The organism is Methanolobus profundi (genome assembly GCF_900114835.1).
GTDB classification, from domain to species: Archaea; Halobacteriota; Methanosarcinia; order Methanosarcinales; family Methanosarcinaceae; genus Methanolobus; species Methanolobus profundi.
Map to the genome: position 1 here is coordinate 277,699 of NZ_FOUJ01000004.1, position 25,130 is coordinate 302,828.

A 25,130-nucleotide genomic window follows, 5' to 3' on the forward strand; every position below is an offset into this window, starting at 1 on the left:
TTAAATATCACCAAATAAAAAATGGGAATCTGAAAACTGAAAAAGTGTTTTTATTTTTGTAAATTAATATATAGAATAAACAATATAATACTCCTATCTGATCAATGTGGTGAATGGGAGCATGAAAAAAGAAAAAGGAAATAATGAATCATCTTTAGCAGTTACCCAGTATACCATTGATGAAATAATAAATAATCCTATTCTTAGAAATGCATTTGATACGTTTCCCTACGTAGCTGCTATCTATGACAAACATTACAATATTTTGTTCCTGAACAAAAGTGGATATGAGTTCACCGGTTTTAAAAGAACGGAACCACTTAACAGAAAATGCTATGAGATGATAGGAAGAACTTCTCCTTGCGAAAATTGTCGCAGGTCCATAGAACAAAAAGAACCATCTTTTGAATACAAGAGCTATCTTGATGATTCCGGTAACAATATTCATCTAAAATCATCTTTTGTCTACAACTCAGAAGGTGAAATAGAATATATCATTGGATATATTCGTTTTTTTAAATACGATAAGGCTTGTTTTTCAGAAGAATATGAACCGGCAAATCTTGAGGTCCTTATTGCTGAAAGAACAGATGACCTTATTGCAGTTAACGAAGAATTACAAGCCGAGGTCATGGAAAGGATCCATATTGAAAATGAGCTTCGTGAGTCACAGTTAACGTTCAATACTTTGATAGAGACAATTCCTGAGATAGTTTATTTTAAAGACTCACATGGCAAAAATATAGTTGCCAACAAAGCATTTGAAAATTTTATTGGCCTGGAGAAAAAAGATATTATAGGAAAGACCGACAGAGAGCTTTTTTCCGATTTCCTGGCAAGTTCTTTCCAAGAGTCTGACGACGAAGTGATGAGAACTAAAAAAGCAGTTCGAACCTCAGCAGATTTTATTGATCCCCAGGGTAATAAGAAATTCCTCGAAACAATTAAAACACCAATTATTGGAGACGACGGAGAAATTGAAGGCATCGTTGGCTTAAGTCGTGATATCACTGACCAGAAGATATCAGAGGATAGCCTGAAGATATCAAGGAATGAGTTGGAGCAGACATATGATTATATCCGCAATCTCATGGAGCTCACACCTATAGCAACTGTATCCCTTGATGCCCAGCAAAGGATAACCACTGTAAATCAGAAAGCTATAGATATGCTGGGCTATGATCTCGACGAGCTTATAGGTGCTCCTTTTATTGGTCTTATATCAAAACCTGAAAAATTCGTGCAGGGTTCTGAAAGATCACTTGTACTGGAGTTTGTTACAAAAGCGGGGACATCAATTGTTGCCAACGTTTCACAATCATTGATAGATAAAGAAGGAATGGATGAAAAGACTGTTGTGACCTTACAGGCTCTGTCTGATCTGAGAGGTATTTTTGTGGATCCTTTGCAGGAAGAATCCATTGAACAGGAATCTGTCCACGATGATAAATATATAGATCTGGAGCCTGGAAATGTCTACTTTATAGATGATGTCAATACAGATGAGACATATCGCTTGTTCTCCAATATGGTCAAAAGTGGGGCGCCGGGTCTTTGTATAACAAGACAGAACCCTGCTAGGGTGCGCAAGACATATGGCCTTCTCAAAACACCTTTCATATGGTTCACAAAGAACCAGACAGGTGATATTCCATTTATCGACTCCAGCGAGCTTTACAAATTGCAGCCTACAATTTTAAATTTCATTGAGAAGGTTGACAGTGGAGTAGTTTTCCTGGATGGTCTCGAATATCTGAGCCTGGACAATGATATAAGATCCGTTATCAAAGCAGTTGAAGAAGTGAACGATTCAGTTATGGATTCAAACTCGAGCATGATAATACATGTTAATTCTCTTGCGCTGGATACGAAGGACTTCTATCTTATGACACGCTGGATGAAACCGATAAAGTGCATTTAGACTGATAGTGGAACACATAAATAAGGACATATTGTGAATGAACTATTCAGAGGTTGAACTGGACTATATCACAGATATCCCTCAACTTGTGACCAATATAGCTATTTCCAATTCCCAGTGGGCCCATGGGTCTGTAGGAATAAGTGATCAGGATATATGGCTACCTAAAGAAGGTGGATGGGATACTATTCCTTTAAAGGCAGTGGAACTTGTTGACAGAAAGCTTCCAAAATCTGTTGTTAATAAGATCATCTCTTCAAGCAAGAACTCAAGTTACATAGTTGTGGACTACAAGAAATTATCACTGTTCGGAACAGGATATGTAACCACTGCGATGATTTTCACCGGTGATAAGAAGAATATTGAAAAATTCAAGTCGTATCTGATGACATTACTTGGTTTTAGTGTGGATGCCATGTATGGTCAGCTCGAACCGGCACAGGTAAGATTGCTTTTTCTGCTTTCAACAGGCATCAAGGATGTAGATGTATTGCTACCCATGTTCGACAGAGACAAACTATTGCTAAAACATGCATTCAATGTACTTAGAAAGAGAAAACTTGTAGATGAGTTCGCTCTTGTTACTCCTACCGGACTTGCATTGGTAGAAGGGCTTAAAGGCAAAGGAGAGGGTTCACTTGGTAAGGACCTCAAGACCTCTTTTAGTAATATCTCGAAAAGCTGGAGCCGCACGACTAGCTTCAGAGCCACAGAGAAGATGAACAAGCTCATATGGAAATTTGAAAGTTCTTCTATTGTAGGACATGTGAGCACTGAGAATATATGGCGTTTCCTTCCTGTCAAGCAGATAAGCTCTGTAAAGATAGAAGAGACCGATATTGGTGCATTGAGCCTTATTATCAAGACAAAATATGATGTCATTGTAACTCTTGAATCCATAGAGAGATCGATAGCTCTGGCTCTCTATGTATGTCTGGATCCCGGAGAAGACAGTGTTTTTAAGCTCATAAGTGCTGTCTATCTTGGAGTAAAGGAAAGACCAGGCTTTGTTTATCTATGTGGCCTTGACTCATTTGCTGTTGAGTCAAAGCTTGAGCATATGAGACAGACAGAGTTTATTGATGATGAATTTAATTTGTTGCCAAAGTCCATAGCCATGATCAGAAAATACATCAATGAAAAGATGAGATGCTCTTCATTAGAAGGTACTTTTGAATCTGAAAGGCTCAGGGAATTTGAAATGAACTATGCTAAAAAGAAGATGATGGATAGATTGGGTGATGAGATTTGAGGTTTATAGATACGATAGAGGGATTGAACAAGGTCTTCCTTACTGATATCCCAAAGAACAGTGTTGTATTGATAACAGGAGCTCCCGGTACTCTAAAATCCGGTTTTACATTCTCAATGCTTTCCAGTTATCTCAAAGCGGCCGATGAATATGGTCTTTACATAACCCTTGAGGAAAGCAAGGCTAATCATATAAGGAATATGGAGCACATGGGTGTCAAACTTACAGAAAATCTTGGGATCCTTGATTATAGTGATTATCGTTTGCAGTTCGATGAGTATTCCCAGGACCTGATAAGTACGATCGAGACCCAGATAATGCAATACAAGAGGAAATGGGGTGCGAAGTTCACATGTGTAGCCCTTGATTCTCTGGGTGCTCTTTACTCTTTGATGGATGAAGGTGAGGATGAGATACGTAAACGCCTGTATCATCTTTTCGAGCCACTGCGCAGGGAGAACCTGACATCATTTGTCATATTCGAGAGTTTCAACACACTTGACCAGAGCCAGTCAGGTGCAGGTATTGAAGGTTATCTGGCAGATGGTATCATTGAGCTGGGTATCTCTTCAAAGCAGAACGTTTCCTATCGTTTCATAAGGGTACTTAAGATGCGTGCTGCTACTCATAGCATGGATCCGTGGGTGGTTACGGTTTCCGATCAAGGTCTTAAGATATACAAGGGTATCTCATGATCCCATATCTTATCCTTCCGGTACCTGCCTGAATTTCAGTTCACAACACAATTGTTTTAAGCATCTTCTATTATTCATATAGCAAATGAATGAAACTGGTCTATCTGAAGAGCAAATACGGAACGTTCTGAACGACTCGAAAGGGCAGGACCTGAAATACGGACGTGTGCTGAGTTCCATGTGCACCTATCCACATGAGATAGCTGTCGAAGCGCACATGCAGTTCATAGAGTCGAACATGGGTGATTTTGGTCTTTTCAGGGGAACATATAATCTTGAAAATGAAATTCTGGGATCTCTTGGTGATCTTCTTCATCATTCTGAAGCTTCAGGTTACATGACCACCGGTGGAACAGAATCCAATATCCAGGCAATACGTTCCATGCGTAATATCTTCCAGAGAAAGGATAAATGTCATAGACCTAATCTTGTAGTTCCGGATTCAGCTCATTTTTCATTTGATAAGGTATCCGATATCCTTGATATCGAACTTCGAAAAGCTTCTCTGGATAAAGACCTTAAGGTGTCTATCGAGTCTGTTATGTCTCTCATTGATGAGAATACCATAGGTCTGGTTGCGATAGCAGGGTCAACGGAGTTCGGTCAGGTGGACCAGATAGATGTTCTTTCTGATATAGCGATAAAGAACAATATCTTTTTACATGTGGATGCTGCATTTGGTGGCTTTGTTCTTCCTTTCCTTGAAGATTCTCAGGAATTCGATTTCAGTTTGCCGGGTGTGACCTCGATAGCCATCGATCCTCATAAGATGGGGCTGAGCACGATCCCTGCAGGTGTTCTTCTTTTCCGCAGCCCGGATCAGCTTGAAAGTCTTAAGGCAGATACCCCTTATCTTACTGTTTCTACTCAGTACACTCTCACGGGAACAAGAAGTGGGGCTGCGGTTGCAGCGACCTGGGCAGTTATGAACCGGCTTGGAAAAGAAGGTTATAGAAAAGTTGTTTCTGACTGCATGAGTACCACACACTATCTATTAGATAGACTCGCTGAGATTGGTGTCTATCCTTTGATAGAACCTGTTATGAACGTAGTTGCACTGGAGATCCCTGAAGCTGATCTTGTGAGAAGCAGGCTGGCGAAAGAATTCAACTGGCAGGTATCTATTACCCAGAATCCTCATGGGCTCCGTCTTGTTATCATGCCACACGTGACCATCGAGATGCTGGATTCATTTGTGCAGGACCTGAAAAAAGTTCTTGACACACTTTGAATATATCCTTTTTTTCTCAGTTCTGTCTTTGTGCTCATAGCAAAAAAGTGAGGGAATAAGGCTTGATGACACCTGGCCTTGAAGCGTGTAAGGCGTGTGTTCATCTTGCCTGTCGTAATTGAAGATACTACTTCGGTACATATACTCTTGAGCCAAGCGGGGTGAAAGTATTCATAAGGGCATTTCAACTAGCAGAACTTCTAAAAATAAGATAAAAATAAATATTAATCCATCTAACATCCTGTCATGAACAGCTCATTAAAGATCGGAAGCATAATGGGAATCCCTATAAAGCTACATATCACTTTTTTGCTTATCCTTCCCGTTTTTGCTCTTGTGTTCGCAACGAATCCGCAACCTTATGGTTTTGCAGACATTGGCTCAACGACAAAGAGCTATGGTCTTTCGCTTCTGACAACGATATTGTTGTTTGCATGTATCCTTCTTCATGAGCTGGGGCATTCCTATATCGCCAAGAGCTATGGTGTTGAGATAAAGGACATAACTCTATTGTTATTTGGAGGCGTATCCTCCATGGAAGAGATACCAAGGGACCCTTCCCAGGAATTCAAGATGGCCTTTGCAGGTCCACTGGTGAGCCTTGTCATCGGTTTTGGTCTTGTGGGACTTAACATAGCTGCAGTTATAGTGATGCCTGCATACGAAGCTACCTCTCTCTACCTGATGGTCAGTATTCTGGCGTCCATTAATATCATACTGGCTCTCTTCAATCTCATACCAGCCTTCCCAATGGATGGTGGAAGACTTCTTCGTGCATGGTATGCAAAGAGGATGAGCTACGTGAAGGCTACCCATTATGCTGCATCATTCGGTAAGATGTTCGCTTTCATAATGGGAGTTATCGGTCTGTTCTACAATGCATGGCTGATATTGATAGCGTTCTTTGTCTACATCGGTGCTTCTGAGGAAGATAAGGCAACAACAGTTACCATAAGTCTCGAAAAATACATAATAGCTGATGTAATGACAAAAGATGTTCTTTCGGTTCCACCTGAAATGACAGTAGAGGATCTCTCACATTTCATGTTCGAGAACAAACATCTGGGTTATCCTGTCATGAAGGGCAATTCTTTAAAAGGGATCGTGACCTTTACAGACATACGAAATATTCTTCCGCATGAACGTTATGCATCCCTTGTTTCCGATGTAATGACAAAGGATGTCATTTCAGTGCCTTCAAGCTCCAATGCGGCAGAAGCTTTCAAAACCATGACAGTCAACAACATAGGTCGTATATTGGTAGTGGATGACGATACTGTTAAAGGTATCCTGTCCAGAACGGACCTAATGCGTTTGTTGATGTTATCGAACGAGTAGTTCTAGAGTTCAAGTATTCTGAAAAGAGGACCTACATTGAAACGTGATAATCTAAGTGATTCACAGGAGAAAGTTCCGGATTATGATCACACCAGCTCAGGCGCTGGGATATATTCGGAAGAGGTCTCTGAAGGATCATCTTTTTCAAGCTCAGGCCCAACTGAGATACAGGTGGTCAAAGAGTTAATACCATCTGAAAAACCAAAACTGGGAGAAAGTACTGAGGAAACGGACAGGCCAAGCGAGATAATACTCGTAGGTACGGCCCATGTATCTGAGAAGAGTGTCAGAGAAGTCAATGAAACTATTGAAAGGGAAAGGCCGGATATAGTTGCTGTTGAACTTTGCAGACCCAGATATGAAGCTATAAAGGGTAATGTCAAAAATGCTGACATCCCTGTAAAGGAGCTTCTAAAGGAAGGCAAGGTCTATTTCTATCTTGTACATATGTTGCTGGCCCATATCCAGAAGAAGTTCGCTGATGAGATGGGTGTCCAGCCAGGTGCTGAGATGATAAGTGCCATTGAGGCTGCTGAGGCCAATGGTGCACAGGTTCTTCTGATCGACAGGGATGTGCAGGTCACACTGCAGCGTTTCTGGAGCAAGATGGGTTTTGTCGAGAAACTGAAGATGCTTGGTGGTCTGATAGCTGCTGTTCTTGGTATTGGTGGAACTCAGGAGATCGACATGGATACCATAACCAATCAGGATATGGTCTCTATGCTTGTGGAAGAGTTCAGGGACTCCTCACCTAATGCTGTGAAGGTCCTGATCGATGAAAGAGATGCATACATGGCCAATAATCTTGTACGGGCTGCTGTTGGCGGCAACAAGAAGATCGTTGCTGTTGTAGGTGCAGGCCACAGGGCAGGTATTCAGAAATATCTTGAGAACCCGAAGACCATCCCAAGTACTAATTATGCAGTGGAAGCACCAAAGAAGAAGTTCAATATAATGAAGCTCTTCGGAGTGGTTGTAGTTGCTATTGCGATAGGTACATTCGCATTGCTTATCCTTTCAGGAGTTCCACTGGAAACCCTTGCTATCGCATTTGGCTGGTGGTTCATAATAAACGGAGTGCTCAGCGCTGCCGGAGCCATTATTGCAAGAGGACATCCGTATTCTGTGCTGACCGCTTTCTCGGTGGCATGGCTTACTTCCCTTAACCCTATGATGGCAGCAGGATGGTTCGCAGGTCTTACAGAGGCTAAATACCGCAGTCCTACCACTGATGACTTCAAGGAACTGGTGGAGATCGAGACAACCTCGGATATGATGCAGAATAACCTCTTCCGTGTTGTGATGGTTGCAGCTCTGGCAAATCTTGGAAGTATGATCGGTACATTTCTTGGAGTATATGTCATGCTTCAGGTCACAGGTATCGACCCCCAGGAAATGATAAGAAATGGTATCAGTGCCGGACTTGCAGTTCTTGGAATGGGATAATTCCCGTTTCTTCTCTTTTTTTACAGATCTTAAGGTTATTACATATCTTTTCTACCATTCATATCCCCGAACTTATCCGCAAGACGGTAGGATATGTCAGAAAGATATGCAGTTCCCCAGGTAGCTGCAATGATAGCACCGAAGAGGTCGAACACAAGGTCCATCATAGTGTCACCTATCCCGTGCTGTGCCAGTATGGCCTGATAACCAAGTCTGAATGTCAGTTCATCGCTCAGGAACTCTATTATTTCCCAGATAACTCCCATTGCAAGTACGAAGAGCAGAATGAAAAGGAAGAGCACTTTTGGCGGTATATAGATCTCATCGACATAGATGTCTATTGCTCTTATCAATGTATATCCGGCAGCAGCAACCACACTGGCTGAGAGTGCATGGGTAACATGGTCCCATTTTGCGATGTCATCGTAGAATGCAAAGGTTCCTGCTGTATGCAGAAAAATAGCCAGGGTAAGCCAGAGGACAAGTCCGGTATCATGAGGGATATTGTACTTTTGTGTTATGAGGTATGGTACAAAAGTGAGTGCCAGTCCTGTAGTTGCATTCACAGTGGTGGACAGGTCCTTTTGAATTATCCCGAAAGTCAGTAATATGACAAGTCCGACCTGCATTATCCTTGCTGCAAGTTTCTGCTTCTCGTCGGATATTCCAAGTAGCCTGCGTATAGGGGCTGGTGGTCTGTGTGTAATGTAGTCCTCAGTTTCAATGGTCTCCAGGGGATGGATCTCGAACATATCACGGGCTCCGGTGGACCTGAAGTACCATCCAAAGACTATCCCGGCAATGGTCCCTGCTATGAGGGCATAGATGAATTCTAACATAACGATGTCATTTATCGCATCAGTACCTGGTCCGAAGGGGAGGTAAGCTGTTCCAAGGCCGGTATCCATCAACCATTCCAGAAGATGTCTCAGACCTGATATTGCAAGGGTGGTGACTATGACAAGCAGTATTGCGAACTTGTAGTTCATCTTCACCGAGGTGAACCAGTGGATCTCAGCCGCTGCCAGCAGTGCGATGGTGGCCACTGAAATGTAATATGGTATACTGGTGGAAAAGAAATAGTAAGCTGTTGAGCTTCCCACAAGTGGCAGTATAGCTGCTACTATAAAGTACCACGATGGCATCAGTGACAGTTTTCGTAATATGATTGCAGGAGCTATTATTATCCATATAACCGAAAAGATGAGTATGGTCCACATGAACCGGCCATAGACCAGATTTCCGATACCCAGTAAAAAGAGCACCAGAACCATTATCCAGCCAGCAAATGCGTTAAGTGGTGTGCTTTTGAGTAGCTTGCTGAGTTTGTCTATTGGTTCCATTACTTTTCTTTTGAATACTATCTCAAGTAAATGTAATGAATTTACCTATTCTTCCGGTATCGGAAGTCCATGTTGTCTCAAAAATGAGAGTTTATCCCAATATCCTCTCTGAAAGATTATCTTATCTTCCACAACGTGGAAAAATCCACATCCACGAAGTCCAAGGGGGTCTTTCCACTCCAGGATTCCCCATTCCCCATCCTCAAAGATGTTCTCTACTATGCAGACCATTTCAGCACGAGCAAACTCTTCTTGGAACATCTTTCTGATGTTTTCTTTACCTTCAACTGGTTCTTCAGGAACCTGATGGTTGACAGCATCCTCACTATACATCTCAGCAAGTTCGTCTGAATCTGCTTTGTTGAAGGCTTCAACCCATTTTTGTATAATTTCCTTTGGACGCATAATCTCTAGCTCCTGTAACCCTCATTTTTTGCTGATCAACAGAACATCCGGCAGGTTCTCGTAGACCTCATCGTAGCTCTTGTACTTTCTCAGAACTTCAACAACGATTGGAAGTGGATTAGCCCAGATCTCAGGGAGGTCTGCTTCACCTTCTATTCGTATTTCGTATGCAAGTTTCTCATGAGGTGGGTTGAACTGGGCATTCACCCCTTCCTTATTTCCTCTTGCATCTATCCGGTACCATCCGATGTCTTCCAGATGAACAGCATTCAGGGCGTGCAGACAGAATGGTCCTTCTTCTGCATTGTCATCCCTGCTCAGGCGCTGGTAACAGATCCCTGCCGGAATCGAGCTTGCCCTGAGAAGTGCTGCAAGGAGATGGCTTTTAGCATAGCAGTAGCCTGTTCTATGTTCAAGGACCTCGGATGCTTTCAGGGTTACAGGGTTCATACGGTGGTCGTAGCTGTGTTTGATCTCATCCCTGACGAACTCGAAACAGCTTCTGGCTATCTCTGTTTGGTCCTGGCTTTTCCCTGCGAGTTCCTTTGCTTTTTTCAGGACTGCGGGGTGGTCGAAGTCGATAATGGGTGTTGGTTTTAGATGATCCTGCATTCCTGTCATAATTTCAACCTATTACTGTTGTTTTTGATGGTTTTTCTATATATCTTGAACATACTACATATTTAAATAGTGATAGATACCTCTATGGTGCTCCGTTAAAATATACGGTGTATGCCTTATTGCTTTGTACACCGATAATTCGAAGCATTCACTCCAAGATGAATAGTTACAAAGTAACTTCATCCGAAGTCACGTTTTTAGCGAAGTGTCCTACGATCATTAGTGTAGCTTCATTTTTGAGCGTTGACAGGACTTACGGTTGTATAACAATTTTTAAAAAACAGGATAAATATGGTATTTATAGAAAATTTAAAAAACGATGATATAAACTTCAAAAATGAGGTTTTATCCGGCCTGACCGTTTCACTGGCACTTGTGCCTGAAGCTGTGGCCTTCTCAATAATAGCAAATGTCAGTCCATTGGTTGGACTCTATTCTGCCTTTATCATTGGATTAATAACAGCAGTTCTAGGCGGCAGGCCGGGGATGATCTCCGGTGCCACAGGTGCAATAGCGGTCGTGGTAGTTGCTCTGGTAGTTCGACACGGGGTTGAGTATCTTTTTGCTGCTGTAGTCCTGATGGGTATTATCCAGATCACTATTGGAGCCTTGAAATTAGGTAAGTTCATCCGACTTGTGCCACATGCAGTAATGTTTGGATTTGTGAACGGACTGGCTATCGTTATTTTCATGGCCCAGCTTGCCCAGTTCAAATTCATTGACACCAATGGGATAGAACACTGGTTAGGCGGACAGGCACTCATGACCATGCTGGGATTTGTTGGCCTTACAATGGCTATCATCTATCTGATGCCCAGATTGACAAAAGCAGTTCCTGCTTCACTAACTGCAATTATAGTTGTCTCAGCAATTGTGATCTCATTCCAGATACAGACCAGAACCGTTGGAGATATTGCATCTATTGCAGGCGGTTTACCGCAGTTCCACCTACCTCAGGTCCCACTCAATTTGGAAACACTTAGGATAGTGTTCCCATATTCAATCATCATGGCACTGGTAGGTCTGATAGAAAGTCTGCTGACTTTGACCGTGATAGATGAAATGACAGAAACAAGAGGCAGAGCAAATAGAGAGAGTGTCGCACAGGGTGTTGCTAATTTTGTCTGTGGTCTATTTGGAGGAATGGGCGGCTGTGCTATGATAGGACAGAGCCTCATTAATATAAATTCAGGTGCAAGAAGCAGAATATCAAGTATCGTTGCAGCTGTTGGTCTATTACTTATTGTGCTGGTAGGTGCCCCACTTATCGAAATGATACCAATGGCAGCATTAGTAGGAGTAATGTTTGTAGTTTCCATTGGAACGTTCGAATGGGCTTCGTTAAAGATATTCCGTAAAGTACCCACAACAGATGTTGTTGTGATGGTGCTCGTGGCAACTATAACTGTCATATTCCACAACCTTGCAGTAGCGGTGATCGCAGGTGTTATCATTTCCGCATTGGCTTTTGCATGGGACAATGCCAAACTGGTGCGTTCAAGAGAAACAGTTGATGACAACGGAATAAAGCATTACGAATTCTTTGGTCCGTTATTCTTTGGTTCAGTTAGAGAGTTCCAAAATAGATTTGATGTACTAAATGATCCGGAAGAGATAATTATCGATCTCAAAGAATCAAGAGTTACAGACCATTCTGCAATTGAAGCATTAAATAAGATCACTGAACGTTATGCAAAGGTGGGTAAAACGGTTCATCTGCGCCATTTAAGCGAAGATTGCCAGATGTTGCTGGACAATGCATCTGCCATAATCGAGGTAAATCACTGGGAAGACCCTCATTATAAGGTTCCTTCTGACATGCTGGGATAAGTTCTCCAGTGGAGAATAGACGGATAACAGTTATTTGAAGAAAGAGGATATCGGTTTTGTCGATATCCTTATAATTCTCACCGAGATATTCTTTTAACAAAATCAATGTTAATAGCTGGTGTTGAGTATATTTTCTTTCAAAGAATGGATTATCTCGAAATTCAAGCTATCACCATGCCAAATTCTATGAATGCTTCTCCGTTATCTGAGTCGTTAATGATGTCTATATCAGCTGCAGAATAATCATAGGTATCAGGTGTGAAATTATACGTAGCGGTTATATTATTATCAAGGGTTACTTTGAATATGTAATTCTCATCAGTATTTTCCATCTCAGGAGGACGTATACGTTCACGAGGATCTAGGGAATACGTATTCGTGAAAATTAGTGTTCCTGTTGAATCAAATAATTCAACTGAGATCGTATGTGCATATTTGTCATGATTGCTGACTGAAAATTCCAGAGGGAATTCTTTTTCAGAAGGGTATGAATTGATCGTGTATTTGATATCTGATTCTTTATAGGCTACATATACTGTTCTTTTAGTATTGTTGTCCATTACCCATCCAATTTGTTCGATCACATATCGTTCATTCTTTGAATCAATGGTTCCCAGAACAGTTTGGTTGTCCACAACAAAAAGAACATTACTTGTTTCTTGTTGGTCCATGACTATTCCATTGTATTGGTACATAGGTTCCATTTCTCTTTCAAGAGTGGTTCCATTTTCATCGTCAAAGTATTCTTTTATGTCTTCGTTTACCCAGATACCGGGTTCCATTTCTAAAATGAAACTTGTACCTGCAAGGTTGAGTTCCATTATCCCTGTGTCTGCGGTTTGTTTGAAATCTACGGCATCTATTGTGATCAGTTCGTATTTTGTAATTATTGATGGAATGTCAATGCTGCTTTCTTCGTAAGATGCCGGATCGAAGCTTTGTATATACCCTTCAGGATGCTCGTACTTGGTGTTTCCTGAGTACGAAGTTACTGTGAATACAAAGGCCATGCATACGACAACTAATATTGCTACCAATAGCAACAATCTATTGTTACTGATTTTCATGCTCACTTCAAACCATCCTCTGATCCAGCATTTCAGTCTGCCCACTCAACGTGAATATTATAGTAGTCATCTCCAACTTTCAGGAAATAGGTTTCATTGCTCTGAAGAAGCTCACCAAATTCATCAATGTTTTTCATAACTTCTACATCCTTATAAGGGACTTTGATCTCTGTTCCAGGAGAGGACACAGCTTTCTGTATATATGGATAGTTTTCCAGTTCAGATCGACCAAGTTCCATAAAATTGTCCGGTTCCTCTGAGAGTTGTTCTGCATATACATAGAGACCTGGTCCTGAAAGATATATCATTGAAAAAAAGATGGCCAGCAAGAACACAGCTAAAAATACAAAAATTCCTGCAATGGTCTTTAGATTTATATTCTGTTTCATCTCTAGTCTCCTTAAGCAGTCAGAAACCCAATTTCGTAGTATTCGTCCTCGAACTTGACTACAAAAGAACCCTTATCTTTAAGAAAATCTAATGTTTCGAGCCATTCATCAGGGTCTGTCTTTATGCTACTTTGGATCTTGATCGCTTCTTCCAGTTCAGGATAGTCATTTAGTTCTTCTTCCGTAACTATGACGAACTCATCGGGAACAGTATCCAGTAGTCTGGCATCTATCTCTTTCGAATGCATGTGGTTGTAAGCACCCCATGTAAAGAAGGCTGCAAAGAGCAGGAAAAACACAACGATCAACAATCCAAGGGATTTTGCTATTGAAGCATATGGATTTTGCTTATTATCATCGATTTTTCTTTTTTCAATTGACATTAATATCACTCTGGTTCACAAGCAGTTCTCAATTTGTATAATGCTAAACTGGGGTACCAACTTTCTTATCTCTCATTAATAGTATCCCGCCAAGTACAAGCAAAATATCGGTTGGAATCCATAAAATTCCCATGAATATGAATCCAACTACACCCGATGCAATTATGATGAGTGCAGAATTACGAACATTTTCCGATAATTTGTAAGCCGCTATGATTCCAATAACTGCAAGTGCTGTTGCTGAAAATGTATGGATTGCCAACACTGTTTTTGGGTCAGATATTCCAAGTACTGGTGTCGCACCATAAATAAAGCCTATAGCTATACCATTGGTGGGTATTATCCCTTCAATTAAGCCGTATAGTCCTAAACTCACAAAGATACCCAGAACTCCACCAATTATTGCCAGGTATCTTCCTCGGTTTTCTGCCATTTGATCACTCTATATTTTTTACAAATTACTATATTCGAGAATTAGTTCATAAATTAATTAAAAATTAAATGTAATTTATTTATTATTTATGGTCATACAATCCAACTGACATTTTTGATATGTAGGTCAGGACTGAAAGATCACATTAGTTGGAGCCATTGGCCATAAAAAATATATAGTTTACTAAAAAATTAGTACAAAGTTAAATTGAATTTTTGCTACTATCTGAACTTAAAGGACAAATATTGTGAACTTCAAGATCATTGCAGTTATGCTCTTTCTTTTCCTTACTGTTAGTTGTGTCTCTGCAACTACGCTAACAGTAGGTGACAACAGCAATACAGATCTCTCTTTCAGTTCTATACAGGATGCTTTAAATTATTCCCAAGATAATGATCTAATAATTATTAGTGAGGGCATTTATTCTGAAAATCTTGTTGTTGATAAACAATTGAAAATTCGATCTGCTTCTGGAGAGAAAGGAGATGTGATTATTAGTTCTGGTAATTTACAACTACCTGTTATTCATGTGATTTCAGATAATGTTGAGATTAGGGGACTGACAGTAACAGGGGAAGATGAGAGAGTGTCATCAGGAATCTTTTTGGATGGTGTTAATAATTGTTTATTGATCAATAATGAGATCACGAATGTTACTGATGGTATTTTGGGACAAGATGTTTCTGACAATATTATCCAATACAATATGTTATCATCAAACGCTTTTCATGGAGTCTATCTTTTAAATTCAACTGCTAACTATTTGGAAGAAAATGGTATTTACAAGAATGAACGTGGAGTGTATCTGAATAATTCTGATAGGAATGTTTTGAGGAATAATAACTTTTATTATAATTCGCATTATGGAATCGCTTTGCTAGAAGCCAACAATAATGATGTTACGAACAATACCTTATTTCTGAATGAATTCGGTATAACTCTTACAAATTCAGAAAAAAATAATGTCAATAGTAATAATGCCAGTTACAATAAGCAGTATGGTTTTTTCTTATTCCAATCGAATTCAAATAATATCAAAAATAATATTCTGATAGACAATAAAGACTCTGGTGTGTGTCTTTTTGTATTTTCTACGAATAATACCATTACTGAAAATAAATTTTTGAATAACTTCAATGGTATTTCAATAACTGCGAATGACAATTTAATTCTGAATAATACTTTTGAATCGAATGATAATTATGGTATTTTTCATCTTAGTAGTAAAAATGAAAATACTATCGAAGGAAATACTTTTCAGGATAATGCTTCTGAAAACAAAAAGATAGAATTTTGGAAGCAGGTTGTTTTGTTTGTACTCATGTTCCTACTGATTTCCTTGATTTCAATAATCTTTAAAATATCCTGGTTGAAAAAAGGTCTCTTTGGTTTAGCAATACTAATAGTACTATCAGTCATTTTACTCATTGTATGGTATTTCCCATTCGAATCAGATCTGCCTGGAAATAATGTTTATGTTGAAGATTTAGTTATCAATTCCTCTCCTATAGTTATCAATTCCACTCCTACAAATGAAACACATTCAATGGTAACACTTTCAATGAACTTGAATTATCTCTACAAAGAGGCATTTGCTCAGGGAAATAATCGAGGGGAAATGATTGATGATTTGCCGGTACGTGTACAAGTGCTATCTTTGGATTCTGAAGACGTAGAGAGAGTAGAATACGAAGAAGAGGTTGTTCTGAACTATTTGGAAGAGAATCCACATAAATGTACGTTTGTTCTAGAAGATGGAATGGAGTATTATCTACATGTTGATGTACAAATGTTAGATGTGTGGTCATATCCCCGTCCATCATATGGAGAGATGCATTGGCTTTCTCTTGGAGGATATAGTGAGAAAGTAGATTTAAGATGATCAGATTTTAGATGATATTTATGGGTAAAATAAGATATATTTTAGTTTTAGCCATTTTTGTAATTGGAGTGGTCAGTTTCATACAGTATATCCAGTATGAATCAGGAAAAAATGGGATTGAAGAAGGTCCAATGATTCTTAGTGTTAATGCTAATGGTAGTCTGGAGACGATAAATGGTAGCTATTTGGATATAACCAAAATGTCCATTCGGAATGGATTCAACGGTGATCTAATTGAAATAAGTAATAAAGATGAAATAAGTTCTTTGACAAAGCATGTCTCTGGATTTTCATATACAGAGAATTCTTCTCTGGAAGGGCGTAAAGGATGGAGGTATGCAGTCAAATTCTACGATGAAAGTCACCTGATATCAACGTTTATTGTTAGCAATAATTATCATGTTAAGGTTGATGGTGTCTATTACACTCCTGATGAACCGGGAATTGAAAGCTATTTCTCTGATAGATACTCTGAGTGGTTCTATTGAAATAACTGGAAAATTAATCATAAGAGAGCTATATTTTGTCAGATTGTCACATCTAAAAAATACAATTTAGCATTTTTTTGTATACAGGGAACTTTAACAGAAAACACTGAGATAAATATTGGTATAGAGGATCAAATGAATTTCAAGATGATTATCTGGATAGTGATCTTAATTGCATTAACAGGTCATGCTTCTGCTACATTTTCGTTAACAGATCTTTCTTCCTCTACATTAATTATTGTAGGGGAGGAAAATGCAGATTTTACTTCTATCCAGGCTGCTATAGATAGTGCAAATGAATCTACTATAATTTGGGTTCAGGACGGTGTGTATTATGAAAACATTTTGATAGATAGATCTGTAGTTCTGATTCCTGCAAAAGGTGACCAGTCAAACGTAGTTATCTATTCAGATAATTCTTCAGGTCATATAATTCATATCACTGCACCAGATACCATTGTCACTGGGTTTAATTTAGCTGGGTATAAGGACAGTAAACCACTATCCGGCATATATCTTGACAATGTGGATAATTGCAGTATTTCCTTTAATGCTATTTCCAATACGCAAGACTCGATAATTTTGCAGGAATCTCATGAATGTAACATAATGATGAATAACCTGTCATCAAACATTCTGCATGGCATCGTCATGACAGATTCTAATAATAACATAATTAAAAAGAACAATATTTTCGACAATAGGTTTGGCATATATACCCAGGAATGTGATTCTAACACAATTGAGAAAAACAACGTCACATCTAACGATGGTTATGGGATCGCTCTATTTGAATCAAACAGCATTGTCATTGAAGATAACGATGTGACAAAAAATGAATATGGAATTTGCTTTACTTCATCTTTATACAATAAAATAAAAGAAAATACCATAAGTGAAAATTCACATATTGGTCTTGTCTTTTGGGAAACAGAGGATGACATAATCGAAAATAATACCATAAAATCCAATGATGAAGGAATTTTTTTCAATGAGGCTTATGGATCAGTTGTCAAAAATAATAAAATAATCAAGAACAATAAAGCAATTAATGTAGAAAGCAGTTCTGGAAATGACATACATTCCAATACAATAAAAGATTCCTTCCCATTCCAATATCTCGCATGGGGAGCTATTTGCTTGCTGCTACTGAGCATTTTGTACTATATGAATAAAAAAGGATACCTTTTAAAAGGGTTAATTGGATCATTCCTGATCTTTACTTTCTTGTTCTCCATTATGGCAATTTATCTTGTTCTCTTCTCTCCATCTTTACCCTATTATAATGTTGAAGTGGAAAATATTAATTTTGATACTGGTCCATCCCAGAATAATGAATCTGAGAACGTTCTTATCGACATGGAACTCAATTATGTATACAAAGATTCAGTATCCCTTATTGTTCCTGACAATGAAAGAAGCAATTATTTGCCAGTAAAAGTCCAGATCAGTTCATTGATCCTCAATCCGGCAGGTACAGTGGGAGATCATAAACCACTAACTGAGGATACGTTCGTTTTAGATTTTTCACAACCATACCTGTATAGTAATGAACTAGAGCTGAAAGATGATAGAATCCATCATGTAAGAACCGAAGTTTGTTCAAAAAGATATTATGACTATCCATGGCCAAAACATGGCGAAGGAATGTGGGAAGTAATCGGTTCTGGGGCAATAGAAATTGACTTGAAGTGATATTTTTAATTTACTGGTACAACGCTGGTATTTTCAGTTCTGAAAAAATACAATTTAAGAAAGCTCAAGCTCGAACTCATAATATGACTAAAGAACAAAAAATATGAAAAATGAAAGAGCCTTTTAGCAAAGGTCTTTCAGGTGGAACTGGTACTTACCGAGTTTGCCGCCGTAGTTTCCTGCGGTGATCTTTGATACACCAGGAACTGCGATAGCTGCTTCGATACCTGCCTTCATTGCCTTCTGGATTGCATCCTCGTCGACACCGTTGATGACAAGTTCGTAAACTGCCTTTACACCTTCTGGGATCTCGGTTCCTTCTACCTTGTCCCTGATGGATGGGCAGAACTTCTCGTTTGCAGTTGCCTTCATGAACTTGTAGTTGTTAAAACCAGCCTTGGAACCACTTGCAACGATTCCGCCTGGGAATGGAGTGATAGTACCGTCAAGGTCCTTGATAGCCTCTACTGCAACCTCTGCTGCTGTGAGTGCTGTCATCTGGCTGTCACCGAAGATAAAGAAGTTACCGCCTGCAATACCTGCTACAGCGCCGATGTTCTCTTCTACAAGGAAGTCACCCTCCATGATAGGGATGCTGAACATCTTGCGACCGTCTACTTCTGTCTCGGATTCCATTCCGTCACCGAAGAACTTGAGTTTGAAACCTACGTTGAACTGCTTCTCAGCTTCTGGCATACCGTTGAAAACAGCTGTTGTTGGAGCTGTAAGTACACACTGACCGAGGCGCTCAAGTAACTGGTGTTCAAGTGACTCGTATCCGAAGGTACAGATCTGGATGTATACACCAGGTCTTCCGTCAGGGGTCTCATCAGGACCTACGAACTTCTCAATACCTGCTTCTGCAGGGCACATAATAACAGAGGTACCGAATCCTGTTGCTTCAAGTGCAGCTATCTCTGCCCAGCGTTTTGTTGCTGCGGTGATAAGTACTCTTGAGATCTTGATCGGGAACGCTTCTGCGAAAGTATCTTCGATTTCTACTCCATTGATTTCCATAATAATACCTCTAAAGTTGAAATTAAATCATAATAGTGAACATCTGGATGTCACTATAACTATTGCAGTAATACAAGACAATTACAATACATATACTCTTCGAAAAGTCGGTTACCTTCCACCCGACTTGCGATATGTCTTGTCAAAAAGTGCGAACATCTCCCTGTCGATCTCCCTGTACTTGCCCAGTTCAAAGACAGCTTCATTGACAAAGACAGAAACAGATTCTATGTTCGAAAGTTTTGCCAGGCTCTTTGATGAACTGGCAGTAGATTCCACCATCTGCTCCCGAATAGAGATCTCGCATACCTCAAGTATCGCATTGACAGCATTCGAAGCCTGATCCTCATGATGGCTCTCTGCGGCAACTGTACAGAAGTGTTCCATAACAGGGATCACTCTGGATACCTTCACATCTGAATGCTTCCTTGCGGCAACGATCCCTATATCCTTCAGAGCTGCTGTCACATCAAGAATAGAATCCTTACCGAATATCTCCCCCACTTCCCTCAGTGTCTCGATAACCTTATCAAGGCAATCATGCTTTTTCAGGTCGGGTGATTCATGAATGGTCTTGATACCGATATCTCTCAAAGCATAGACTATCAGTTTCTTCAGATGGTCCTGACCTTTGCTGTCCACGGTCCTGGCGAATTCAAGGAGCACTTTCCTGATATTCTCAAGGGTAGCAGTATCCCTGCTTGCAGCAGCTTCAAGTGCTATCTTCTTCAGTAGTATCACTGCATTCTCAGTAGGTTCCAGCATCTCTTTTTTGGCAGCCATTATTCCAACATTACCGGTAGCGATAGCAAGTTCGTGTATAGGTGTGGATACCACTTTATTGGTAACTATGTCAACAAGGTCATTTGGACCCTTTGAACGTTTGATAAGTGAGAGTTTATCCAGCGGTGGAAAATGATATCTTTCACTGTACATATCGAAGAAGTCGTTCATGCTGTCCATCGTATGTAGCACGAAGCTTTCCATATCAGCTTCAGCACACTGTTCTCCAATGGAACCAAAGGAGTCGATGACCTCCATTAATGCAAACCTCTCTTTTTCCTCTCCTGAAAGGATCGCAAGCTGGTAGAGGTGTATGTTCAGGTGTTTTATGATGAGCGCTTTGTTCCCACTGGAAGCAAGGACCTTTGAGCATATCTCAGGAATTATCCTGATACCCACGGTGGCTACAAAATTATCCCTGTTCCTGATAGCGCCACGTGTAAGATCTATAACTGGCTGAAGAGGGTCCATGTTCCCTTTTCCTGATTCCAGCTTCCTGTAGCTCTCATTCATGTCGTAGATCTGCAGGTCCTTTGTGAACTTCTCATAATTCTGTTTCACCGTTTCTGTCCTCAGGTGATCAGCCAGAAGGAAAGCTAATACTGAGAGAATGAAAGAATATGCCAGAAGGATGATCATACCGGTAGGTCTGAACGTTCCCAGAAAATGCATGATAGATGCAGCAAGGGCAAATGTACCGATCGTGTAGGAGAACATATCGGTCAGAGCATCCCTCTTTCCTGCAAGCCAGAGACATGTCACCCAGAATATCATAAAACAGATCGCAAGAACGATATTGCTCCAGAAGAGATCCATCTGCTGTCCTTTTAGTATCGTTGCAATGAACCCTAACTGGATAACCAGTGCTCCAATGGCAAGATCAGCTCCGACATCCCTGAGATTGATCTTAAGGTAGTTCTTTACCAAAATGTCTGCAATAAGAAAGACCGATATAACTCCACTTATAAGGGCTGTGTCAACGATATCTGGTATCAGGATCTGCATGGAGATATATTGTACATGTTTATTTATATATATATTGAAATTAAACGACCTGTTACGCCATGCTGCTATTGTTCAATGGAAAGCATCCTGGCATTTATAGCGACTATGATCGTACTCATTGACATAAGCACTGCGCCGGCTGCAGGTGAAAGCAATATTCCTTGTTGGTACAGCACTCCTGCAGCAAGAGGTATTGCCAGTGCATTGTAACCCGTTGCCCAGAAAAGGTTCTGTACCATTTTGCCGTAAGTTGCCCTGGAAAGGCTCAGTATCGCCAGTACATCAAGAGGATTGCTCTTTACAAGTACGATGTCCGCTGTTTCCACTGCAACATCGGTACCTGCTCCAATGGCAACTCCGATATCAGCCTGTGCAAGTGCAGGTGCATCGTTTATACCATCACCTACCATCGCTACCACACTTCCTCTATCTTGAACCTCTTTTATCCTTGAGGCCTTCTCTCCCGGCAGCACTCCTGCAAAATACTCGTCAAGACCTATCTGTTCTGCAACGCGTTCAGCAACCTGTTTCTGGTCACCTGTAAGCATGATGCATTTGATACCCATTTCCCTGAGCTTGCCAACAGCCTCCTTTGATTCAGGTCTGACCACATCCTCGAGCGCAATAGCTCCCACAGCCTTTCCACCGAGAAGAACGAAGACCACTGTCTTTCCCTGTCCGTTTATCTCTTTTAGTTCTTCCTTTGGATAACTGATCCCTTCTTCTTCCAGGTATCCGGGACTGACGACCTTTACATCCTTCCCATTCACAGTTCCCTGTGCCCCCTTTCCTGGAATGGCACTGAACTTCTCTACCTGATATGTCTGCTCCGCTGCTTCAATGATACCTTTAGCTATGGGATGTTCAGAATTTGATTCAATAGAGGCTGCATATCTCAGAATATCCTCATTTTTTATTCCCTTATCAAATGGAATGATATCGCTGACACCAAACTCTCCTTTTGTGAGGGTTCCTGTCTTATCGAAAACGATGGCATCAATGTTCCTTGCTCTCTCGAATGCTGTCCTGTTCCTGATAAGCAGTCCATTCCTTGCTCCTATGGCAGCGGAGACAGCCACCACCAGAGGAATTGCAAGACCAAGGGCATGTGGGCAGGTGATAACCATAACTGTGACAGCTCTTTCAAGAGAGAAGGCCAGGTCGGTGTTAGCCAGTCTCATCCATGCAAAGAAAGTTATTGTTCCAGCTGTCAGGGCTATTATCGTCAACCAGAGGGCTGCCCGGTTGGCAAGGTCCTGTGTTCTGGACTTGCTTTCCTGCGCCTGTGTCACAAGGTCGAGCATCTGTGCCAGGAAAGAATCCTTTCCTATTTTCTGAACCTCAATTGTAAGGGATCCTTCTCCATTAACAGCTCCGGCTATGACCTCGTCCCCTGTTTCCTTTGGAACCGGGTTAGATTCACCTGTGAGCATTGCCTCGTTCACAGAGCTCTTCCCTTCAATGACAACACCATCAACTGGTATCTTCTCACCCGGTTTCACAAGGACCTTATCCTCTTTTTTGAGTTCATCCACAGGGACGTCATCTAGCTTTCCATCAGTTCTTATCAGATGTGCATCCGATGGCATGAGCTTTACAAGTTCCTGCAATGCCATTGATGCTCCCATTACAGATCTCATTTCCATCCAGTGTCCCAGAAGCATGATATCTATAAGGGTCGCCAGTTCCCAGAAGAAGAGCTTGCCTTCAAGTCCGAAGACAACAAGGCTGCTGTAACCGTATGCTACTGTGATCGCCACTGCGATAAGTGTCATCATACCGGGATCCTTTGCTGTGAGCTCGTCCCTTATACCTTTGAGGAAAGGCCATCCGCCGTAGAAGAATACCAGAGTGGAAAAGGCAAAGAGAAGGTATATATCACCTGTAAATGAGGGTATAATGATACCAAATGTTGGATCAAGGAACTGTTGTATGATAGGGGAAAGCAGTAAGATAGGGATTGTCAGTACGAGAGCTATCCAGAACCTCTTCCTGAAATCCTGTACCATCATTGCATGGTGGTTCGAATGTCCCTGATGACCTCCGTGTCCTTCATGACCCTGATGTTCAGTATGATCCATGTGTTCTTCATGAGAACTGTGTTCACCATGATCTTTTTCTGTGATTTCATGGTTCATATCAGGATGTTCTTTTGTGGTTCCTTCGTGTCTTGCATCATGCTCATGCATGGAATGTTCACCACTATGCTGCACGCTATCCTTGTTATCCATACTTCTCCCTTCTTTTTCAGATCATAAGTGCACATTTGTTCTTTGCACTGATCGAACCCATATAGATGTGAGAGATAAAATAATAAAAACTCTTTGGAAATTTCAGACATGGAAACCAATAAGCATTTATAAGCACAAGAATATAAAAAAGTGTATAAAAATATCATAAAGGTGAACTTGTGCTAAAGATAACACCATATATGGGCCCTCTGGTCATAATAGTCTCAATAGCAGGACTATGGTATCCGATACTTGGTTACTTCATGTTGCTTGTGTTCGGTGCCATCTTCCTTATAGCACCTTTCAGAGGTCGCTGGTTCTGTGGAAATCTCTGTCCAAGGGGAAGTTTCATGGATTTCTGGGTCGGGAAGATCTCCACTAAGAAGAAGATCCCCAGATCCCTCAAGAGCTACTGGATAAGAGTACCTCTTTTCCTTTTAATGATGGTGTTCATGGGTTACAGGCTGATCAACACACACGGTATCATCAACCAGATAGGTATGGTGCTGGTCATCATGTGTCTGACCACGTCATCCATTGCAGTGCTGCTGGGTGTTACCATCGCCCCGAGGACATGGTGTACCTTCTGTCCAATGGGAACCCTGCAGAGCATAGTCGGAGTTAACAAGTATCCTCTTCAGGTTGACATGGAAAAATGCATCAAATGCCACAAGTGCGAGAAAGTATGTCCCATGTACCTGAATATCGTTGATATAACACACAATCCTGACTGCATCAAATGTGGAAGGTGTATCGATGTATGTCCCAAGGATGCGCTGAGCTTCGGAAAGGTCAACAGAAGCTCATGATCTTTTCTTCTTTTTTATTTCTCCCACCAGATACAAGAACAATGACCAGCTTTCAAGCAGAGATATGGGAAAAATGGACACTTTGAACTTCGATGGCTCCTGCGACCCCAATCCGGGAGGCATAATGGGCTTTGGCTGGGTTATCAACTGGAGTAGCGGAAAGGCTCCAACAGAGGGAAGTAAGGAAAAGGAACCATCTCCTTCGAACACCAATAATGTTGCTGAATATACTGCATTGAAAGAGGGTATTACCAATTACCTGAAACTTGGTGGGAAAGGTCCTCTTCAGGTCTACGGGGACAGCAAACTTGTCATCAGCCAGATGTCAGGGAAATGGAAGGTCAAGAACCAGAACCTTGCAAAGATCAAAGAGGATACGGCAGCTATCATTAAGAAGAACGAGCTCAAGGTAAAGTTCACCTGGGTCCCAAGGGAGCAGAACACAACAGCTGACCGTCTGGCACTACCCAGGTCAAGGCAGACCAAGTCATCTAGCAGCCCCTCACAAGCATCATCTGTGAAGCCATCTGACAGAAAGTTCGTGGCTGATGTGAACTCGACATCTGTCTCTTCTAATTTGAGATTGAAGATAAATGAATTGAATACAGAACCTTCACCTGGTTTCAAGTCATTCGCGAATCTCAAGGTCGGTGGGTTTGACTCATTTTCCAGAAAGAAACTGGATACTTTGCAGAAAGAAGCAGGTCCAAAGGCCTCCTCTATAGTTGAAAAGGAGTTCAAGGGCAACAGCAGCCAGCAGGCTTCTGCACTCAGGTGGATGCTGCGTGGTCTTTCAACAGATCTTGCTGTCAGGAAGGTCAAAGTCGATATTGAGCTCAGTAAAAAGAAGAAGAGATAGCTTGAAA

At 40.9% G+C, this 25,130-nt stretch carries 22 protein-coding genes; 12 read left to right on the top strand and 10 right to left on the bottom strand.

All coding sequences use genetic code 11. From position 1 onward, the window contains the following. Positions 1 to 121: 121 nt before the first annotated feature. The 6 genes from BM008_RS10680 to BM008_RS10705 all read left to right on the top strand — a co-directional run bounded on the left by BM008_RS10680 (position 122) and on the right by BM008_RS10705 (position 7,883). A complete protein-coding gene (locus BM008_RS10680; RefSeq protein WP_091936794.1) occupies positions 122 to 1,921 on the top strand; it encodes a PAS domain S-box protein in 1,800 nt (599 codons plus the stop codon). 37 nt (positions 1,922 to 1,958) lie between these two features. Beyond that, on the top strand, positions 1,959 to 3,173 hold the full coding sequence (locus BM008_RS10685) for a hypothetical protein (protein ID WP_091936796.1): 1,215 nt from the start codon (positions 1,959 to 1,961) through the stop codon (positions 3,171 to 3,173). Next, positions 3,170 to 3,868 carry an RAD55 family ATPase gene (locus tag BM008_RS10690; RefSeq protein ID WP_091936798.1) on the top strand — a complete coding sequence of 233 codons (699 nt, stop codon included), beginning with the start codon at positions 3,170 to 3,172 and terminating at the stop codon, positions 3,866 to 3,868. Before BM008_RS10685 ends, BM008_RS10690 begins: the two co-directional genes overlap by 4 nt. 85 nt (positions 3,869 to 3,953) lie before the next feature. Then, positions 3,954 to 5,099, top strand: a complete 1,146-nt coding sequence (mfnA, locus tag BM008_RS10695; protein WP_091936800.1) for a tyrosine decarboxylase MfnA — start codon at positions 3,954 to 3,956, stop codon at positions 5,097 to 5,099. A 246-nt stretch (positions 5,100 to 5,345) separates the two neighbouring features. Next, entirely contained in the window at positions 5,346 to 6,437 is a 1,092-nt protein-coding gene (locus BM008_RS10700; protein WP_091936802.1) for a CBS domain-containing protein, read from the top strand. Positions 6,438 to 6,473: 36 nt separating this feature from the next. Then, positions 6,474 to 7,883, top strand: a complete 1,410-nt coding sequence (locus BM008_RS10705; RefSeq protein ID WP_245748010.1) for a TraB/GumN family protein — start codon at positions 6,474 to 6,476, stop codon at positions 7,881 to 7,883. A gap of 38 nt (positions 7,884 to 7,921) precedes the next feature. Here the strand turns inward: BM008_RS10705 and BM008_RS10710 are convergent, their stop codons facing one another. The 3 genes from BM008_RS10710 to BM008_RS10720 are packed head-to-tail and all read right to left on the bottom strand — an operon-like array spanning position 7,922 to position 10,252. Then, positions 7,922 to 9,226 carry a DUF2238 domain-containing protein gene (locus BM008_RS10710; RefSeq protein ID WP_091936803.1) on the bottom strand — a complete coding sequence of 435 codons (1,305 nt, stop codon included), beginning with the start codon at positions 9,224 to 9,226 and terminating at the stop codon, positions 7,922 to 7,924. Positions 9,227 to 9,271: 45 nt separating this feature from the next. Then, the gene (locus BM008_RS10715) at positions 9,272 to 9,631 is read right to left on the bottom strand and encodes a nuclear transport factor 2 family protein (RefSeq protein ID WP_091936805.1); all 360 of its coding nucleotides are present in this window, start codon (positions 9,629 to 9,631) and stop codon (positions 9,272 to 9,274) included. Between the two features lie 21 nt (positions 9,632 to 9,652). After that, complete coding sequence (locus BM008_RS10720) at positions 9,653 to 10,252, bottom strand: transglutaminase-like domain-containing protein (RefSeq protein WP_091936806.1); 600 nt, start codon at positions 10,250 to 10,252, stop codon at positions 9,653 to 9,655. A 291-nt stretch (positions 10,253 to 10,543) separates the two neighbouring features. On the opposite strand from BM008_RS10720, the gene BM008_RS10725 reads away from it, so the two are divergent. Further along, positions 10,544 to 12,082 (top strand): SulP family inorganic anion transporter, encoded by a 1,539-nt coding sequence (locus BM008_RS10725; protein ID WP_091936808.1) that lies wholly within the window; start codon positions 10,544 to 10,546, stop codon positions 12,080 to 12,082. 161 nt (positions 12,083 to 12,243) lie between these two features. Here the strand turns inward: BM008_RS10725 and BM008_RS10730 are convergent, their stop codons facing one another. Genes BM008_RS10730 through BM008_RS10745 form a run of 4 tightly spaced genes read right to left on the bottom strand, consistent with a single transcriptional unit; the run spans position 12,244 to position 14,354 of the window. Continuing rightward, positions 12,244 to 13,155, bottom strand: a complete 912-nt coding sequence (locus tag BM008_RS10730) for a hypothetical protein (RefSeq protein WP_143072342.1) — start codon at positions 13,153 to 13,155, stop codon at positions 12,244 to 12,246. A 26-nt stretch (positions 13,156 to 13,181) separates the two neighbouring features. After that, a complete protein-coding gene (locus BM008_RS10735) occupies positions 13,182 to 13,538 on the bottom strand; it encodes a hypothetical protein (RefSeq protein WP_091936812.1) in 357 nt (118 codons plus the stop codon). 11 nt (positions 13,539 to 13,549) lie between these two features. Next, on the bottom strand, positions 13,550 to 13,921 hold the full coding sequence (locus BM008_RS10740; RefSeq protein WP_091936814.1) for a hypothetical protein: 372 nt from the start codon (positions 13,919 to 13,921) through the stop codon (positions 13,550 to 13,552). Between the two features lie 43 nt (positions 13,922 to 13,964). Beyond that, positions 13,965 to 14,354 (bottom strand): hypothetical protein, encoded by a 390-nt coding sequence (locus BM008_RS10745; RefSeq protein WP_091936816.1) that lies wholly within the window; start codon positions 14,352 to 14,354, stop codon positions 13,965 to 13,967. A 247-nt stretch (positions 14,355 to 14,601) separates the two neighbouring features. Here BM008_RS10745 and BM008_RS10750 point away from each other — a divergent pair, with 247 nt between their 5' ends. The 3 genes from BM008_RS10750 (at position 14,602) to BM008_RS10760 (ending at position 18,419) form a co-directional block, all read left to right on the top strand. Continuing rightward, a complete protein-coding gene (locus BM008_RS10750) occupies positions 14,602 to 16,236 on the top strand; it encodes a right-handed parallel beta-helix repeat-containing protein (protein WP_091936818.1) in 1,635 nt (544 codons plus the stop codon). A 20-nt stretch (positions 16,237 to 16,256) separates the two neighbouring features. Then, complete coding sequence (locus BM008_RS10755) at positions 16,257 to 16,724, top strand: hypothetical protein (RefSeq protein ID WP_143072343.1); 468 nt, start codon at positions 16,257 to 16,259, stop codon at positions 16,722 to 16,724. A 135-nt stretch (positions 16,725 to 16,859) separates the two neighbouring features. Further along, positions 16,860 to 18,419 carry a right-handed parallel beta-helix repeat-containing protein gene (locus tag BM008_RS10760; RefSeq protein WP_091936822.1) on the top strand — a complete coding sequence of 520 codons (1,560 nt, stop codon included), beginning with the start codon at positions 16,860 to 16,862 and terminating at the stop codon, positions 18,417 to 18,419. A gap of 123 nt (positions 18,420 to 18,542) precedes the next feature. Here the strand turns inward: BM008_RS10760 and fhcD are convergent, their stop codons facing one another. From fhcD to BM008_RS10775, 3 genes are all read right to left on the bottom strand, one after another. After that, positions 18,543 to 19,436, bottom strand: coding sequence for a formylmethanofuran--tetrahydromethanopterin N-formyltransferase (gene fhcD / locus BM008_RS10765; RefSeq protein WP_091936824.1), 894 nt, complete (start codon positions 19,434 to 19,436; stop codon positions 18,543 to 18,545). Positions 19,437 to 19,547: 111 nt separating this feature from the next. Continuing rightward, complete coding sequence (locus BM008_RS10770) at positions 19,548 to 21,224, bottom strand: hypothetical protein (protein WP_091936826.1); 1,677 nt, start codon at positions 21,222 to 21,224, stop codon at positions 19,548 to 19,550. A gap of 65 nt (positions 21,225 to 21,289) precedes the next feature. Continuing rightward, positions 21,290 to 23,455 (bottom strand): heavy metal translocating P-type ATPase, encoded by a 2,166-nt coding sequence (locus BM008_RS10775; RefSeq protein WP_394328923.1) that lies wholly within the window; start codon positions 23,453 to 23,455, stop codon positions 21,290 to 21,292. A gap of 179 nt (positions 23,456 to 23,634) precedes the next feature. On the opposite strand from BM008_RS10775, the gene BM008_RS10780 reads away from it, so the two are divergent. After that, positions 23,635 to 24,264, top strand: coding sequence for a 4Fe-4S binding protein (locus BM008_RS10780; protein WP_091936828.1), 630 nt, complete (start codon positions 23,635 to 23,637; stop codon positions 24,262 to 24,264). A 73-nt stretch (positions 24,265 to 24,337) separates the two neighbouring features. Continuing rightward, positions 24,338 to 25,123 carry a ribonuclease HI family protein gene (locus tag BM008_RS10785; RefSeq protein WP_218146708.1) on the top strand — a complete coding sequence of 262 codons (786 nt, stop codon included), beginning with the start codon at positions 24,338 to 24,340 and terminating at the stop codon, positions 25,121 to 25,123. Positions 25,124 to 25,130 lie beyond the last annotated feature (7 nt).

Excerpts from the sequence above, each read along its gene's own strand:
- BM008_RS10680 (WP_091936794.1), top strand. The coding sequence starts at position 122 with ATGAAAAAAGAAAAAGGAAATAATGAATCATCTTTAGCAGTTACCCAG.
- BM008_RS10685 (WP_091936796.1), top strand. The coding sequence starts at position 1,959 with ATGAACTATTCAGAGGTTGAACTGGACTATATCACAGATATCCCTCAA.
- mfnA (WP_091936800.1), top strand. The coding sequence starts at position 3,954 with ATGAATGAAACTGGTCTATCTGAAGAGCAAATACGGAACGTTCTGAAC.
- BM008_RS10700 (WP_091936802.1), top strand. The coding sequence starts at position 5,346 with ATGAACAGCTCATTAAAGATCGGAAGCATAATGGGAATCCCTATAAAG.
- BM008_RS10710 (WP_091936803.1), bottom strand. The coding sequence starts at position 9,226 with ATGGAACCAATAGACAAACTCAGCAAGCTACTCAAAAGCACACCACTT.
- BM008_RS10715 (WP_091936805.1), bottom strand. The coding sequence starts at position 9,631 with ATGCGTCCAAAGGAAATTATACAAAAATGGGTTGAAGCCTTCAACAAA.
- BM008_RS10720 (WP_091936806.1), bottom strand. The coding sequence starts at position 10,252 with ATGACAGGAATGCAGGATCATCTAAAACCAACACCCATTATCGACTTC.
- BM008_RS10725 (WP_091936808.1), top strand. The coding sequence starts at position 10,544 with ATGGTATTTATAGAAAATTTAAAAAACGATGATATAAACTTCAAAAAT.
- BM008_RS10735 (WP_091936812.1), bottom strand. The coding sequence starts at position 13,538 with ATGAAACAGAATATAAATCTAAAGACCATTGCAGGAATTTTTGTATTT.
- BM008_RS10740 (WP_091936814.1), bottom strand. The coding sequence starts at position 13,921 with ATGTCAATTGAAAAAAGAAAAATCGATGATAATAAGCAAAATCCATAT.
- BM008_RS10745 (WP_091936816.1), bottom strand. The coding sequence starts at position 14,354 with ATGGCAGAAAACCGAGGAAGATACCTGGCAATAATTGGTGGAGTTCTG.
- BM008_RS10755 (WP_143072343.1), top strand. The coding sequence starts at position 16,257 with ATGGGTAAAATAAGATATATTTTAGTTTTAGCCATTTTTGTAATTGGA.
- BM008_RS10760 (WP_091936822.1), top strand. The coding sequence starts at position 16,860 with ATGAATTTCAAGATGATTATCTGGATAGTGATCTTAATTGCATTAACA.
- fhcD (WP_091936824.1), bottom strand. The coding sequence starts at position 19,436 with ATGGAAATCAATGGAGTAGAAATCGAAGATACTTTCGCAGAAGCGTTC.
- BM008_RS10770 (WP_091936826.1), bottom strand. The coding sequence starts at position 21,224 with ATGCAGATCCTGATACCAGATATCGTTGACACAGCCCTTATAAGTGGA.
- BM008_RS10775 (WP_394328923.1), bottom strand. The coding sequence starts at position 23,455 with ATGGATAACAAGGATAGCGTGCAGCATAGTGGTGAACATTCCATGCAT.
- BM008_RS10785 (WP_218146708.1), top strand. The coding sequence starts at position 24,338 with ATGGACACTTTGAACTTCGATGGCTCCTGCGACCCCAATCCGGGAGGC.